This window comes from Tardiphaga sp. OK246 (assembly GCF_900188215.1).
Lineage (GTDB): Bacteria > Pseudomonadota > Alphaproteobacteria > Rhizobiales > Xanthobacteraceae > Tardiphaga > Tardiphaga robiniae.
This window is the reverse complement of sequence record NZ_FZOX01000004.1, coordinates 532,722-547,026: the sequence shown is the minus strand read 5'-3', so window position 1 is coordinate 547,026 and position 14,305 is coordinate 532,722. Positions and strand designations below refer to the sequence as shown.

The 14,305-nt window shown below is 60.2% G+C and carries 15 protein-coding genes and 1 pseudogene; 4 read left to right on the top strand and 12 right to left on the bottom strand.

Going from position 1 to position 14,305, the window contains the following annotated elements; translation table 11 throughout:
• Window positions 1-498, bottom strand: coding sequence for a tripartite tricarboxylate transporter TctB family protein (locus CHC01_RS20920; RefSeq protein ID WP_089266134.1), 498 nt, complete (start codon window positions 496-498; stop codon window positions 1-3).
• A 7-nt stretch (window positions 499-505) separates the two neighbouring features.
• On the bottom strand, window positions 506-1,459 hold the full coding sequence (locus CHC01_RS20915; protein WP_089266133.1) for a Bug family tripartite tricarboxylate transporter substrate binding protein: 954 nt from the start codon (window positions 1,457-1,459) through the stop codon (window positions 506-508).
• A 304-nt stretch (window positions 1,460-1,763) separates the two neighbouring features.
• Between CHC01_RS20915 and CHC01_RS20910 the strand changes: the two genes are divergently transcribed.
• Together CHC01_RS20910 and CHC01_RS20905 are read left to right on the top strand one after the other, a co-directional pair.
• Window positions 1,764-2,207 (top strand): MarR family winged helix-turn-helix transcriptional regulator, encoded by a 444-nt coding sequence (locus CHC01_RS20910; protein ID WP_244558454.1) that lies wholly within the window; start codon window positions 1,764-1,766, stop codon window positions 2,205-2,207.
• A 44-nt stretch (window positions 2,208-2,251) separates the two neighbouring features.
• A complete protein-coding gene (locus CHC01_RS20905) occupies window positions 2,252-2,713 on the top strand; it encodes a PaaI family thioesterase (protein WP_089266131.1) in 462 nt (153 codons plus the stop codon).
• A 29-nt stretch (window positions 2,714-2,742) separates the two neighbouring features.
• Here CHC01_RS20905 and CHC01_RS20900 read toward each other — a convergent pair whose 3' ends face one another.
• The 9 genes from CHC01_RS20900 to CHC01_RS20860 all read right to left on the bottom strand — a co-directional run bounded on the left by CHC01_RS20900 (window position 2,743) and on the right by CHC01_RS20860 (window position 12,153).
• Complete coding sequence (locus tag CHC01_RS20900; RefSeq protein WP_244558453.1) at window positions 2,743-4,101, bottom strand: MFS transporter; 1,359 nt, start codon at window positions 4,099-4,101, stop codon at window positions 2,743-2,745.
• 82 nt (window positions 4,102-4,183) lie between these two features.
• Window positions 4,184-5,236: a 2,5-dihydroxypyridine 5,6-dioxygenase NicX family protein gene (locus CHC01_RS20895; RefSeq protein WP_089266130.1), complete on the bottom strand. Its 1,053-nt coding sequence runs from the start codon at window positions 5,234-5,236 to the stop codon at window positions 4,184-4,186.
• Between the two features lie 15 nt (window positions 5,237-5,251).
• Window positions 5,252-6,091, bottom strand: coding sequence for an alpha/beta fold hydrolase (locus CHC01_RS20890; protein ID WP_089266282.1), 840 nt, complete (start codon window positions 6,089-6,091; stop codon window positions 5,252-5,254).
• An 8-nt stretch (window positions 6,092-6,099) separates the two neighbouring features.
• Complete coding sequence (locus CHC01_RS20885; RefSeq protein ID WP_244558452.1) at window positions 6,100-6,801, bottom strand: isochorismatase family protein; 702 nt, start codon at window positions 6,799-6,801, stop codon at window positions 6,100-6,102.
• Between the two features lie 24 nt (window positions 6,802-6,825).
• The gene (locus CHC01_RS20880) at window positions 6,826-8,037 is read right to left on the bottom strand and encodes an FAD-dependent monooxygenase (RefSeq protein ID WP_089266129.1); all 1,212 of its coding nucleotides are present in this window, start codon (window positions 8,035-8,037) and stop codon (window positions 6,826-6,828) included.
• Window positions 8,038-8,074: 37 nt separating this feature from the next.
• Window positions 8,075-8,563, bottom strand: coding sequence for a (2Fe-2S)-binding protein (locus tag CHC01_RS20875; protein ID WP_089266128.1), 489 nt, complete (start codon window positions 8,561-8,563; stop codon window positions 8,075-8,077).
• Complete coding sequence (locus CHC01_RS20870; protein WP_089266127.1) at window positions 8,560-9,435, bottom strand: FAD binding domain-containing protein; 876 nt, start codon at window positions 9,433-9,435, stop codon at window positions 8,560-8,562. The genes CHC01_RS20875 and CHC01_RS20870 overlap by 4 nt, the downstream gene beginning before the upstream one ends.
• Before the next feature lie 2 nt (window positions 9,436-9,437).
• Entirely contained in the window at window positions 9,438-9,869 is a 432-nt protein-coding gene (locus tag CHC01_RS20865) for an SRPBCC family protein (RefSeq protein ID WP_244558451.1), read from the bottom strand.
• Window positions 9,870-9,891: 22 nt separating this feature from the next.
• Complete coding sequence (locus CHC01_RS20860) at window positions 9,892-12,153, bottom strand: xanthine dehydrogenase family protein molybdopterin-binding subunit (RefSeq protein WP_089266125.1); 2,262 nt, start codon at window positions 12,151-12,153, stop codon at window positions 9,892-9,894.
• Between the two features lie 100 nt (window positions 12,154-12,253).
• Here CHC01_RS20860 and CHC01_RS20855 point away from each other — a divergent pair, with 100 nt between their 5' ends.
• Both CHC01_RS20855 and CHC01_RS33405 read left to right on the top strand, forming a co-directional pair.
• A complete protein-coding gene (locus tag CHC01_RS20855; RefSeq protein ID WP_244558450.1) occupies window positions 12,254-12,952 on the top strand; it encodes a MarR family winged helix-turn-helix transcriptional regulator in 699 nt (232 codons plus the stop codon).
• 574 nt (window positions 12,953-13,526) lie between these two features.
• Window positions 13,527-13,853: pseudogene (locus tag CHC01_RS33405) on the top strand (transposase).
• Here CHC01_RS33405 and CHC01_RS20845 read toward each other — a convergent pair.
• Window positions 13,802-14,215 carry a GFA family protein gene (locus CHC01_RS20845; RefSeq protein ID WP_089266124.1) on the bottom strand — a complete coding sequence of 138 codons (414 nt, stop codon included), beginning with the start codon at window positions 14,213-14,215 and terminating at the stop codon, window positions 13,802-13,804. The pseudogene CHC01_RS33405 and the gene CHC01_RS20845 overlap by 52 nt on opposite strands.
• Window positions 14,216-14,305 lie beyond the last annotated feature (90 nt).

Here is a 14,305-nt window from a genome sequence, read left to right as displayed (position 1 = left end):
TCAGTTCCTGAAAATGGTGGTGAGAAGCACGCCGTAAGGAAGCGACACTTTCAAGCCGAGGGAGAAGACGACCCAGAATGCGATCGGCATTGTCACGGCCACGATGCATGCATTCTTCCAGGTCGCGTCGACCAGCCGTGCCATCAGGAGAAGAAAGACTGCCGTCGTCAGGAAAACTCCGAAGACGGGCAGCGCCACGATGAAGGCTATGCACAGAAGCAGCGAATATCCGACGCGCAGCGCCAATCGCCCCCTAGGCCACGGACCGACGTCGGCAGCAGGGCGATTTCGGACCGTCACGAACACGCCGAACGCCACCCAGCAGACGGCGACAAGCGCGGGCATCGCACCGACACCAGTGCCCAGGGGATCTCCCATGGAAAGCTGGAGAGACTGATACAGATAGAAGAGGCCTGCAGCGGTCAGGATCAGCGACGTCAGCTGCGATCCTTTGGTCGATGCCGGAGCATCGACGTCAATTGCTGTCGCATCGACCATCTGCGGCCTACTTTCCAGCCTGCGCGGACGGCGCAGTGCCGCGGAAGACCTCTGTGAACTGCCGGATCATCTCTTGGCTATCGGTGAACTTGACTTGAATATTCTGGGCAACCAGCACACGCCTGAAGTCTGGATCCGACACCGCCTGCTTGACGGCCTCGACCAAGACGCTTCGCTTGGCCTCGGGAATCCCCTTTGGAGCGTAGACAACGTAGTCACTGGTGGTGACGACGTCGTACCCCAGTTCCTTGAAGGTCGGGACATTCGGATTCGTGGCCATCCGCTCAGGGCCGAACACCGCCAGAGGCCGTGCCTTACCGACCTCAACCTGCGCCTTCAGGCCTGGCCATGTGAGCGCCGCGAGTTCGGTGTTCTTGCCGAGAAACGACGCCACGCCATCGGCATCGCCGCTATAGGGCACGAACCTGATATTGATATTGGCCTTTTTGGCGAAGGCGTCCCAGGTGTACTGATTGATGCCGCCGGCGATGCTGGCGACCTTCAGTTTGCCGGGATTCTGGCGTGCATAGTTCACCACGTCGTCCAAGGTCTGGAACGGCGAGTCGGCCTGAATGCAGACGGCATTGTGGACGATGCCGATGCCGCCCAGGATATCGTAGGTGCCGGGGTCTCCCCAAGGCAGTCCCTTGACCGAATGAACGGCGATTGTCATCGGGCTGTTGGTCGCGACACCTATCTGGTAGCCGTCGGGCTCCGCCGTCACGACGGCCGTGACGCCGCGCGTGCCGGCGCCTCCCGCCACGTTCTCGATCGTCACAGGTTGCCTCAGAGGCTTTTCGAGTGCCTTTCCAAGCGCACGCGCAATTGCATCCGAACCGCCGCCGGCTCCGTAATTGACGGTCAAGGTAATCGGCTTGGTGGGAAACGGTTCATCTGCGCCATAGGCGCAAGAACCGGCGAGAGCGAGACTGGCGAAGGCGATTCCTGCAATTTTGCGCATCGTGAGCTACCCCGTCGAGTGATCAAACAAACATCGGCGGCCGGGCACATCCCGTGCTTCGGGCTCCGGACGCACATATCCGTCCGGGCAAGACGCTTCCACCGACTTTTATCAAACAAGACGATATTTTGACTATCACTCGTATGCAAGCACAAAACTTGTTCGCAAGCGCACAACTTGCAAGCAAGCGAATAAATGAGGTAGAGATGCCAATATACCGGTTGTCAGGTCTCAAAGAGCTTGCGCAGCCTTTTTCGACAGGCGCGGGAGCCCGATGACCATTGCATCGTCAAGGAAGACACACGTGGATAGTGACGCTCCGGACCCGGAGGCGTCCTATGGGCTCGACGATCAACCCGGATTTCTGTTGCGCGTGGCACTGAAGACCCACACGACGGTTTTCACCGCGAATATGATCGACAGCCTCACCGCCCCGCAGTTCTCCACACTGGCAAAGCTCAAGGAAGTCGGGCCTTGCTCGCAGAATTATCTCGGTCGCCTCATCCACTACGACTCGGCGACCATCACGGGGGTGGTCAACCGGCTGAAGAACCGCGGCCTGATCGAAAGCATCGTCGATCCTCTCGATCGCCGCCGCGTCGCCATCGATCTGACGGAAGCCGGCCGGGCGATCGCCAACGAAGCCATCGCAGCGGTCAAGAAGATATCCAGGAAGACGTTTTCGCCGCTGTCTCCAAGCGAACATGCAACGCTGACGGCTCTTCTGAAAAAAGTGATCCTGAGATAGTGCCGGACTTACTTTCCGCACATCCTTGATAGGCCGAAGCCCTGATGTCCGACCGCCCCATGCAACTCACTCCGGGTGAGCTACAGAGTCGCCTGTCGCGCAACCATCTCGCGAACTGGATGGGCTTGACGGTTGTTCATGCAACCGCCGGACAGATCCGGCTGGCGTCTCCCTGGCGGGACGAATTCATCTCCAATCCCGACCGTCGCTTCGCGCATGGCGGCATCCTGGCGACGCTTCTGGACACGGCCGGATCATATGCGGTCGCGACACTGCTCGGCAGGCCGGCGCAAACAGTCGATATGCGGGTCGATTTTTTGCGACCGGGCTTAGAATCGGAATTGATGGTCGATGCGAGCGTGCTCCACTTCGGGCGCACCCTGGCCACCGTGGATGGGTCCGTTTTCAATCGAGAGAACCGCCTCCTAGCGACAGGCCGGATGGTCTTTCTGACATCAGACAACGAGTCAGAAACGGGCGCGAAAGAGAAGTCGCATGACAGCTGAGGCCGCCCCGTTCTCGCCGGTGCGAAGCGCTACAAACGGGATACCGAAGCGGCATCCGTAATGACCGCTGTCGCTTCGACATCCGTATCCGCCTCGAAACCCTTGGCGGACAAGTCGCGGCCCAGGGTCTCGGGCAACAGCATCGACGCGACGATGAAGACGGCCGCGGCCGGCAACGCGACGGCTACCATGCCATTGATGAGGCCGCCGCCGAGATGCGCCGCCACGAGCGGTACGACCACCGGCGCAATGCTACCGAGCCCGCGGCCACCCATATAGAAGGTCGACACTGCGGTTGCGCGCAGATTGACCGGGTAGAGTTCAGAGATCCACACTCCGGTAACCCCGAGTGCGACATTGCCCATGCCGAATGCAATATAGAGCCAGAACATCGGCCACTCGGTCTTCGATCCCGCGTAAAGCTGGCTGCCCCACATTGCCATGCCGAGCAGAGATCCGACCCAGAACAGCGCCGGCACGATCGCTCCTGCCCGGCGACCGGCGCGATCGTTGAAGAAGCCGTTGGCGAGATAGCAGAGACCGCTCACGACGGACAACAGGACGGCAGTGGTCCGGACGACGTCTCCCGGCGTATGCATGTCGCGCAGCAGGAGCGTCGGGATGAACGAGACGACGCTGTAGTAGCAGAGCATGTAGCTCATCATCCAGACGAATGCCACGATGGTTTGGCGTGCCAGTCCGTTGCGGAAAATGTCCGCAAGCGGCAGCGTTTGCGGCTTTGCCATATCGCGACCGGCGCGGCGCTCGGCATCATATTCCTGCCAGATCTTGGATTCCGGCATGAAGAACCGAATGAAGATGGTGAGGAGAATCGGGGCACCACCGGTGAGGAGACCAATTCGCCAACTCCACTCATCGCTGAAGGTTGCAATCAACCAGATGCCGACGATCGACGCGGTCGACGACGCAATCACGGCGCATCCCTGAAGTGCCGCCGCACCGAAACCACGGCTTCCTTTCTTCCAGGCCTCGTTGAACAGAACCATGCCGACGCCATATTCGCCGCCGAGGCCGATACCCGTGATCAGTCGAAGGATTGCAAGCGACCAGTAATTCCATGCGAACGCGGAAACGAGCGCCGCGACGGAAAACAGGATGATCGTCAACTGCAGCGACGTCTTTCGCCCGAACCGGTCACCGACGACGCCGAACAGCGCGCCTCCGATCGCCGATCCAAACAGTGTCAGCGCCTGCAGCGACCCCACCTCCGTCAGCGACAGGGACATCGAGCGCTGGATGGCGGGAAGCAGAAACGGGAAGATCAGCACATCATAGAAATCGAGAATGTATCCCAGCATAGCCGAGATCATGATCGCATAGCGCTGGCCTGCGGTGTATTCGTTCGATACTGAAATCGGCGCTGGCATGTCTTGGCAATCTGGCTGAGAGGCTAAATTCTTCCGGCGGGCTTCGATCGCTCGAAGTCCGCCGAATGATCACGTCCGGGGCCTATCGGCCGGGTGCCCTCAACTCCGGATAGGCAAATTCGCCTTTGTCCAGGATGTGGATGTCATCGAGCCACAAACTACAGCCACGAAGGGGGATGTCGAGATGACACGGCGTATCGTTGGTGCCGCCGAGCTCCGAATTCGGACCGGTAGAAAACAGCACGTTTCCATAGAACGAGAGCGCGTTCATGATGTGCTCCGAGGATAGTTGTTGTGAGGCGGCGATGTGATGCCACTGGGCACGCTCGTTGGAGCCCCAGCCGATATGTGCGATCGCCCAACCGCGCGGATCGCCGAAGCTATCGATATAGTTCTTGATAAGGATCGCATCAGTGCCCTCACCCTGGATATCGACGATGTAACCCTCCTTCACCGTCAGCGTGACCGGTGACTGGATATAGCGCTTGAACGCGCAGAGGATATCGCCGGGCATCAGAACCACCGTGCCGTTGACATCGCCGTCCGTGGCTTGCGTAAAGGCGAAACCCGACGGGAAATGATCCCAGCGGCCGGGCTCATCGGTGTAGCCATATTCCGAAATGACCGGATACTGCTTCAGCCCGTAGGTCACGTCCGTTCCCCCGGGCGACGTGATGCGCATCTTGCTCGCCGACTGCAGCAGCTTGCGCGACAGTTCGGTGCGGCGGCGTAGATCCTCGGTCGGGAACATCTTCTTGAGAATATGGAAAGGCTCCATCACGCGCAGGATGCGCGCACCGGCCTCCTGGATTTCAGCCTGCTCCTTGGAGAACAGCAGACCAAGCAGATCGACGACCATATCCGCGCGCTTGAGCGTATCGATGGCAAGTTGAATACCTGTGAGCGCGTGCCGACCCTGCTGGCCAGCGACTTTGCTCTGACCGTATTTCGGCACGTTGAGATGAAAGGTCGTTGCGCCAAGGCTCTGCGCAGCCAGCATGAAAGTCTGGGCATATTCCGGCTGGTCCTCGCCGCCGCTCAGCACGACCACGACCTCACCCTTCTTGACCTTGCAGAGTTCGAGCTCGGCCTTGAACAGATCGAGCATTTCAACATCAACGCGTTGTCGAGACATTATGACAGACTCCTGTTAGCGATAAGTGGACACATCGAGCTGCTGGAAGCGCAGCGGCGCGAGAAGTTCTTCGACGATAGCGAGGAATCCCTCGGTATCGTCGATCTGCATCTGATGACCGGCGCCATCCAGGCGCCGGATCGCGATGGATGGCAGCAGCCGGCGGATTTCGGCTTCATCTTCGGCTCGAATGACGCCGCCTCTGCCGGCGACGATCAATGCGGCGGCAACGTCGAGATTGCCGAGATCGAAGTGGACGTCGTCGTGATGAAAGCCCTTGTGGCTTTCGATCAAGGCACGCTCGTCGCAGGTGTGCAGCCACTCGGCCCGCGTTCTTATATGCCTCTCCGACCATTTCGGCGCATCAGGACCGCGCAGCGCCATATCGACCTCCCCGCGCTGCGCGCCGTAGAGCAATCTGAGAATCGGCTCGATCGGAATCGGATAGGCGCGCCGTCCGGGTCCCGAGACAGGTGGGTCCACCATGATCAGACGCTCGATGGACGACGGTCGCCAGCGCGAGGCACGTATGCCGATGCGTGCCCCCATGGAGTGACCCAATATCGTGTATCGTTCGATGCCGAGCGCATCTGCGAATGCGACGAGGTCGGACGCACAGGCATCGAGCGAGTAGTTGAGATGCGGCCCGCTTTCGGAGAGGCCGCGGCCGCGGACATCAAGAACATAGATGTCGCGGCCTCCACAAAGTCGCTCCGCGACAAAAGCCCATTGCGCCGCCGTGGTCGAGATTCCCGGGACAACAATCACGACAGGCCCGCTTCCGCCGAATCTGAGATAATGTTGTCGAATGCCATTGGCGCGGACATGGGCGCCGTAGGGTAGGCAGGACGCCATGACGCCGTTCACGTCGTCTGCTCCGTCGGCAATGCCCGTAGTTTCTCGATGACGTCCAGCGTCGACAGTACGTCCGCATATTTGCTGGCGATGTCGAACAGGTTGACGGCATGTGAGGTCGGAGACCGATCGTAGACCGCGTCACTCGGCACGATGGATTTGAAATTCAGAGCACAGGCGTCCACCACCGATGCACGAACGCAGCCGCTGGTGGTGCAGCCCGTGAGGACAAGCGAATCCACGCCGCCCCCGATCAGATAGGTCGCCAGCGGCGTGCCGAAGAAGGCGCTCGCTTGTGTCTTCGGCAGCAACAACTCGCCGGGCTCCGGGGCGACTTCCTTGACGAAATCGTAGCCCGCCGGAGGGATCCGCATGACGCCCGGAATCTTGGCGGAGAATGCGCCGTGGTCATGGCCGATCTTCCGGGCGACATGCGGGAAGATCACCGGCCACTTGTTCTCGCGAAACACCCTTACAAGATCGGCGATGTGCGGGATGGCGTCCCAACCGGCTTCACCGCAACTGGTCGGATACTGCTTGATCGCTTCGCGGATCGGCATTGGCCCGTCGCCGACCGAGCGATATTGTACGTCGATGACGAGGAGTGCAGGGCGTTTGCCGAAACCGGCCGCGCCGCCGAGCCCTGCCATCGCGTAGGTCTCGCGCTCCTCCAATGGAATGACGTCGTCCCAGGGCTGCTTGGTGATCACGGCTGCACTCCTGTCGTTGCAAAGTCAGTGAAGCGGCACGGTGGTCGCGTCGTACTGGTAGATCCAGTCGAAGCGCGCCTTGGATGCTTCTGGTGACCACTGGGTCTTGATGTACTCACCCGCGGTCTGGACCGTGCTGAGCGCCTTGTTGTGGAAGATCGGCAGCATGCCGATCGCGGAATCGACCACCTTGCCGGTGCGATCAAGCCGAAGCCCCTGATAGGCCTGGAATGCTTTGGCCAGATCGTTGGGCTGTTCATCGAAGCATCGCGCCAGCACGGCCGCGTCTTCGAGCGCCATGTTCACGCCCTGACCGAGATAGGGTGGCATCGAATGACAGGCGTCGCCGAGAAGGGTGACGCGGCCCTGCGACCATGTCTTCAGCGATGACCGCACGAACAGGCCCCATTTGTTCAGCGTATCGACGTTCTTGACGAGCTCGATGATATCGGAATGCCAGCCGATGAAATCATTAAGACACTCTTCGACCGATCCCTTCTCAGACCAGGATTCCAACAACCAATCCGCGCGATCGACCTGGCCGGAGAAGGTCATCATTTCCGTGTTCTGCCAACGCACCGGATAGGCCGTGACATGCGCGGTCGGCCCGATCCAGGTGGATACCACATGCTCACGCTGGTGTGGCGCCAGGCGATCGACCGGCACCAGACCGCGCCAGGCGATGACGTTGGTGTACCGGCTCTCGACTTGACCCATGATTCCGAAACGGACCTTCGAATGCGCACCATCGGCCCCGATCAGTGCGCGACCATCGATCTCGGTGCCGTCAGCAAGCTTCGCGCGGACACCCCCGTCGTTCTGACTGAACCCGACGACATGCGCGTTCAGATGAATGGCGCTTGGCTTCAAGCTGCGGACGCCATCAGTCAGGATCTTAAGCAGATGCGCGCGCAGCAGAAGATATGGCTGATTGCCCGCAACGTCGGACGCCCGGTTATAGAGCGGCCAGCTGTCGCCATTGCTCCACAGGCGGATGTCGCGCCGTTCGGCCGCGATGCTGTTTTGCTCGACCTGCTCCGTCAGGCCGAGATCCTTGAGAACGCGCACACCATTCATGGAAATCCACAAACCCGCACCGACCTCGCGCAGTTCGGGCGCCTGCTCGAACACGTCGCAATCGATGCCGCGGCGAAGCAGCGACAATGCCATCGCCAAGCCGCCGATACCGGCGCCGGCGATGAGGACGCTCGACTTACTGACCTGTTCAATACTCATGATATCTCCGGACAAGAGTTGTGGTGTGGCGCGATGGTTAGGCGGCTTCTTCCGAGACATGCCCCTGGGCAAGGCTCTTCACCGCCTCAAAAATCTTGATGTATCCGGTGCAACGGCACAGATTGCCGTGCAGGTGATGGCGGATCTCCTCGTCGGTCGGATGCGGGTTGGCTTCTAAGAGCGCGGTTACCGCCATGATGAAGCCTGGTGTGCAGAAGCCACACTGAAGTCCGCCGTGAAGCACGAAGGCCTTTTGGATGCGCGACAGGCCGTCGGTCGGGGTCACGCCCTCGATAGTCGTGACCTCGTGACGATCCACATCCACCGCGAGCGTCGTGCAGCTCGAAATCGGTGCGCCGTCGAGCAGCACGGTGCAGGCCCCGCAGACCTCCATGTCGCAGGACCGCTTCGTGCCCTTGAGGCCGATGCGATCCCTGATCAGGTCGACCAGCAGCGTGTGGGTCGGTACGTCGATCGCGATGGCCTGACCGTTCAGCGAGAAGGAAATGGGTAGAAGATTTGTCACTTCACGTCGCTCCTGCTGCCTTCCAGCGCTTCGTCCAAATTTCGCAGGAGCAGGACGCCGGCGAGATGCCGCTTGTAATCGGCACCACCATGCCGGTCCTCGTTGACATCGAGCGCATCGAGCGCGTCCGGCAGTACCGCTGAGATCGCACCGCGCGCTTCGACCACTGGCAATCCTCGAAGTGCGTCCTCGACGACAGTCAACGCTTGCGGACGGAAACTCAGCGCGCCAACGCGAATGCGGACGCGTTCAATGATCGTATCGCGCTCGCCCAGCGACCAGGCCATGGCGACGTTCACCGAGGGCCGCTCGCCATGCTTGAAACGCCGGTAAGTCACGGAGCCGCTGGGCCGCGGAAACGTGATGGTAGTCAGCAATTCGTCCGGCGCGCGCACCGTCTCCAACTCGCCTTGAATGAAGTCGTCCGCATGGACGGTGCGCATGCCGCCGTGGCCTTGCAGCATCAGCCGCGCATCGAGTGCTGCCAGCATGGTCGGCGGATCCGCATGCGGCTCTCCGAAGCATAGGTTGCCACCGATCGTCCCGACGCTGCGGACCCTGATGTTGGCCACATCCGCACAGAGCGCGGACAGGGCCGGCACATGCTTGCGAATGACCGCATCGCCTGCGATTTTCTTGTGCGTGCAGCGCGCGCCGATCTCGATCTCGTCCGCACCGTTCATCGCAATGCCATCGAGGCCGGAGATTCCCTTGATATCGACAAGCCGTTCCGTATGGATCACGCGCATCTTCATCGCCAGCAGCAACTCGGTGCCGCCGGAATAGAACATGCCTTCGCCATCCTCGCCGACGGCGCCGAGCGCCTCGTCGATCGTCGATGGCCTTTCGAATGCAAAGGGAAGCGGCAACATGATCAGGCCGCGTCCAGCATTTCTTTAAGCTTCTTTTCAAACTCTTCGAAATTTTGATCGACACGGCGTTTGATGATACCGAAACCCATGGTGGCAAGGCGCCCTTGCACGTCGATCTTCGCATCGACGGAGAATATTGAGCCGGCTTCCTCCGGCGTAACCGTTACGTCGAGAACCACTACAAGCCGCGTGCCTGTGAACTTGTCGCGCCCCGTGGCGCGAGTGCGGACATGCGACGGCTCTGTGATTGATTCAACGACGATGTCCGCCGGCACTTCGATCTTGAACGGACCGATCTTCTGCTTGACCGTAGCTTTGTAAGTCGCCAACCGCTCGATTTCCTCGATGTGGTCGCATCCCGGAATGCACGCCGAAATGCGCGGCACATCGAGCAGCGTGCTCCAGAGCTCGGCGGGCGTCGCGGGCACCACCATCGACATCTTGAATTCCATGAACTCACTTCCTTTTTTGCAGAGCGCGCCACACTTTTTCCGGCGTCATGGGGAGGTCGGTGATGCGTATGCCGTAGGTGGAGAACAGCGCGTTGGCGATCGCCGGCGCGACGGGAAGAATAGCGCCTTCGCCCATTCCCTTGGCGCCGCCGGGGCCAGGACCATCGCCATTTTCGATCAGGATGGTGTCGAACACCGGCGGCACGTCGGACATCCGCGGGATGAAATAGTCGATCGGATTCGCATTGACCGGCTGACCGTCCTCGAATTCCAGCTGCTCATGAAGCGCGTGTCCGAAGCCCATCACCGCCGCGCCCTCGTCCTGCCCTTCGGCAGCAGTGCGGTTGATGACCCGGCCAACATCGGCGGCGCTGGCGTAATGCGGGATGTGAATCTCGCCGGTATCTTCATCGACGATTATCTCCGCGAGGCCCGCTGACGTCTCCCAGAACAGCGGCGACTCCGCCAGGGCACCGTTCTTCGAGCGCGGCGTGATGGCGCCGCGACCGATGACTTCGCCCGAGTCGACGCCCAGCGTTCGATGGAATATCTCGTGAAAGGTGAGACGCTCTGCTCCCGTAGAGACGCCGCCCTCGATAAGAGACAGGCTTTCCTTTGGTAGCTCCCAGACATCGGCGACCATGTCCAGAATCTGATCGGCCGCGTCGAGTGCGGCGTTTTCGACCGACAGGCCGACCACGATTGTGGACCGGCTCGCGCCCGTGCCCCAGTCATACGGCGCGACCGCGGTATCCGTGCGCAACACAGTGACCGCGGAGACAGGCTGCTTCAGCGTCTGCGCGGCGATCCGCCCCATGGTTGCATGAGATCCTTGCCCCACTTCGATGGCCGAGACCGAGACGAGAATCGAGCCATCAATCTTGAGTCGCACAATGGCATTGCTGATCGGCGTATTGGCCGGATCCGTTGCCGCGACCGCGAGCCCGCGCGATTGTCTGTTGGAACCTTGTGCTTCCGATCCGAATGATTGGCTCACCCGGCCCATCAGCTCGCTCATGTCCACGTCGAGCGCGCGCAAATCCGGCCGGGTGCGCTGGCCGCGGGACGCGAGATTGATCAGCCGAAACTCCGTCGGATCCATGCCGATGGCTGCCGCGACATTGTCCATGTGCGACTCCTTGGCCCAGACGGCTTGCGGGCCGCCGATCGAACGAAATGCGGCGCCCGGGATGGTGTTCGTATACACCGCTGAAGCTTCGAGACGCAGATTGGGCATCACATATGGGCCCATGATGCGATTCGCCGACTTGGTGGCGACCGCCGAGCCCGTGTCGGAATAGGCCCCGCCATCGAGCAAGAGCTTTGCGGTCTTGGCGACGATGCGGCCTTTTGCATCTACGGCGGTGCGTATCGTGATGTCGGCGCCCAGTCTGCGGCACGTGAGCATCGACTCCACCTGGGATTGGGCGATGCGAACTGGGCGCTGCACCTTCCAGGACGCGGCAGCGACGAGTGGCTCGATCTTGACCGACGCTTTTCCGCCGAAGCCGCCGCCGACGAATGGGACGATGACGCGGATCCGCGCGAGCTGCAGACCAAACAGACGAGACAACACTTTCTGGACAGCGGTCGGGGTTTGCGCACCAGCCCAGACCGTCAGGGAATCTCCCTGGAAATCCGCAATGACGGTGTGCGGCTCCATCGCGAAGTGCGAGATTCCGGGGAAGGTGAAGTGATCTTCATGGACATAGGCGGCGGTCGCTTCGGCCGCGTCGACATCGCCGACATCGTTCCGATAGGTGTGGAATATGTTGCTACCCTGCGTCGGCCGCGCACCGCCCTTGAAGTAGAAGTCCTGCAGATTCTCGTGGTGTTCATGGATGAGCGGCGCATGCTCCGCCGTGGCTTCCTGGATCGTCGTTGCCCGCGGCAACTCTTCGTATGTGACATCGACCAATTCGGCTGCGTTTTCCGCTATCTCAACCGTCTCCGCGACGACCACGGCGACGGGCTCACCCACATGACGCACGCGATCGATCGCAATGATCGGCCGATCCTTGAGCACGAGGCCCCAGCAGCCGAAATGCGCGACGTCGGCACCGATCAACACGTCCACGACGCCATCCATCGCAACGGCAGCGCTGGTATCGATAGCGACGATCCGTGCGTGGACCGCCGGCGAGCGGACCACGAACCCGTGCAACATGCCCGGCACCGTCAGATCGGTGATGAATTCCGCACGCCCCGTCACCTTCTCCAGGAGGTCGGGTCGAACGGAACTCAAGCTGTCAATCGTCTTCGACATCCGTCAATCCGCGTGAAATTTCGGTGCTCTCCAAGGACGCGCGCTCTCCCATGCGCCCTGCAAAGATGTGTGACAAAGAGCTACGGCATTTATCACTCGTATGCAAGCGCTGCGCTTGTGCACGACCGTCCAAATCGTAAGCAGCACGGCCGGTCCTGCGCCTGGTGCGCAGGAAAGCTCGCGCAACGGCAGGAACTGCCAGCCTCCCGACAAATCTGAAGAAAGATGGATTCCTGGGATCAACGACGGTAAATACGTGAGCTGCCTCAACGGCTTTTGCGCCACGTCATGGCCGCAGCGTTTGAGTGCCAGATCGCAAAAGGGGGAACGTTTGCAACCTAAAACAAAGTCTCGCTCGGCCGAAAAAGCCAGGGAAGCCGCCCGTTCATACACCCTGGATGACGCGCCAGGCTTCCTGTTGCGAGTGGCGCTGCGGACCCATACAGCGTTCTTTGCCGCGAAGATGATCGAAGGCCTGACGGCGCCCCAGTTCTCGACGCTGGCGAAACTGCGAGAGGTCGGCCCCTGCTCCCAGAACCATCTCGGCCGGCTTATTCATTATGATTCAGCGACGATCACGGGCGTGATCACGCGTCTCAAGTCACGCGGCCTTATCAAGAGCTATGAGGATCCTTTGGATCCCCGACGGCGGGAGATTGACCTGACCGACAAGGGCAGGCGGATCGCCGATGCTGCGATTGAGACCATTGGAGAAATTTCCAGCGAAACTTTTGCGCCCCTGACACAGGCCGAGTACCGGACGCTCGCTGAAATCCTCAAGAAGGTCATTCACCGGTAGCTCGACACCAAAACAGCTCTATTCCTCGGCGCCTCCTCTCTCATCTCGATATAGCTTCGGTTCCAGATCCGACGCGGTCCGCCCGTTCGATCCTTTACTCTCCACGATGAAAACAAATGAGTTGGGCGCGATCTACGAGACGCCCTGGAGCGCGCGCACCTACCCACGACGAGCGTCTAGAGGCGCTAGGTGATGCTGAGGCTGACCCAGCGGTTGCTCTAGTTAATGAAACTCCCACGACACCGCAGGGCGTTTTGGCAACTCTCAACTACTCTGTAGAATGGACCGCCAAGGGCAGCCGTTGGCCGGATAACTGACTTGATGATAAAGCCTTAGCATCTGAGAAAGCTGGCAACCGCCCTCTCGGTAAGCCCTGGGAGCATTCCTGCATCACAATCTGATCGAGGTGATACAGACTATCGCCGCCTAGGGTGTTTATCCCCCGAGATGGCTAAACACCTGCCAGCAGATGCAGGCGGGCGAATTGCGGTGCGGAGCGCGATGGATCAAAAAAAGGTCAACTCGCGAATCGAGCGGCTCCAAGTTTGGGTGTTTCGTAGAACCGGAGGTGGTCATGCAGAGACGAAGATTCAATCGAGAGTTCAAGGTCGAGGCGGTCAAGCTTGTGAGGTAGCGCGGCGTGTCGGTGGCGCAAGCCGGCCGGGATCTGGACGTCCATGAGAACGTGCTGCGCAAATGGGTGAAAGAGTTTCTTGGTGTCCATCAAACCGGCAGCAGCTCAGTCCTCATTCTCGCCATTCATCCAGCACGCATCGCGGACGTCCAATTGGCTGCGCTAGCTTTGAGGGAAGAAGGAGAGACGATAGTGCAGCCTGCACCCGAGCGACCTCACATTTTTTCATGCTTTGGTATCGAAAATGCGTCGCGCGTCCACGCTTGAGCGGACCGTACCCAATTTTGCACTTTTGGCGGAAGTTGACCGCGCTGGGCCAATGCCCCCACGCGAAGCATGAAGATGGTGCTTTCGGGCTTATCACTATGAGGCGCTGCATAGAGCGCTGACCCGCACTTCGGACAAAATGCGTTCTCTCGTGGCTTTCCGCTTTCCGCCGTGTGCTTGACGTACACCGCGCACTTGCCCGCAGTGATCTTAAAGTCTTTGGCGAGAACTGGGACGTTTACCCGGAAGGTCGATCCAGATATGTCTTGGCAATCAGTGCAGTGACAAATCGAAACCTGGTCCGGGTCTATCTCGCCCTCGAAGGTCACATAGCCACAATGGCATTTTCCGTCTACGTGCATCCTGGACTCCTGGTCAGCACCGGCTTGGCGCTTCGTTAAGTGGCTCTCAGATCGTTATGATTTCGCCCACGGCGCTCCAAGGACTGTCCT

Excerpts from the sequence above, each read along its gene's own strand:
- CHC01_RS20920 (WP_089266134.1), bottom strand. The coding sequence starts at position 498 with ATGGTCGATGCGACAGCAATTGACGTCGATGCTCCGGCATCGACCAAA.
- CHC01_RS20915 (WP_089266133.1), bottom strand. The coding sequence starts at position 1,459 with ATGCGCAAAATTGCAGGAATCGCCTTCGCCAGTCTCGCTCTCGCCGGT.
- CHC01_RS20905 (WP_089266131.1), top strand. The coding sequence starts at position 2,252 with ATGTCCGACCGCCCCATGCAACTCACTCCGGGTGAGCTACAGAGTCGC.
- CHC01_RS20900 (WP_244558453.1), bottom strand. The coding sequence starts at position 4,101 with ATGCCAGCGCCGATTTCAGTATCGAACGAATACACCGCAGGCCAGCGC.
- CHC01_RS20895 (WP_089266130.1), bottom strand. The coding sequence starts at position 5,236 with ATGTCTCGACAACGCGTTGATGTTGAAATGCTCGATCTGTTCAAGGCC.
- CHC01_RS20890 (WP_089266282.1), bottom strand. The coding sequence starts at position 6,091 with ATGGCGTCCTGCCTACCCTACGGCGCCCATGTCCGCGCCAATGGCATT.
- CHC01_RS20880 (WP_089266129.1), bottom strand. The coding sequence starts at position 8,037 with ATGAGTATTGAACAGGTCAGTAAGTCGAGCGTCCTCATCGCCGGCGCC.
- CHC01_RS20870 (WP_089266127.1), bottom strand. The coding sequence starts at position 9,435 with ATGTTGCCGCTTCCCTTTGCATTCGAAAGGCCATCGACGATCGACGAG.
- CHC01_RS20865 (WP_244558451.1), bottom strand. The coding sequence starts at position 9,869 with ATGGTGGTGCCCGCGACGCCCGCCGAGCTCTGGAGCACGCTGCTCGAT.
- CHC01_RS20860 (WP_089266125.1), bottom strand. The coding sequence starts at position 12,153 with ATGTCGAAGACGATTGACAGCTTGAGTTCCGTTCGACCCGACCTCCTG.
- CHC01_RS20855 (WP_244558450.1), top strand. The coding sequence starts at position 12,254 with ATGCAAGCGCTGCGCTTGTGCACGACCGTCCAAATCGTAAGCAGCACG.
- CHC01_RS20845 (WP_089266124.1), bottom strand. The coding sequence starts at position 14,215 with ATGCACGTAGACGGAAAATGCCATTGTGGCTATGTGACCTTCGAGGGC.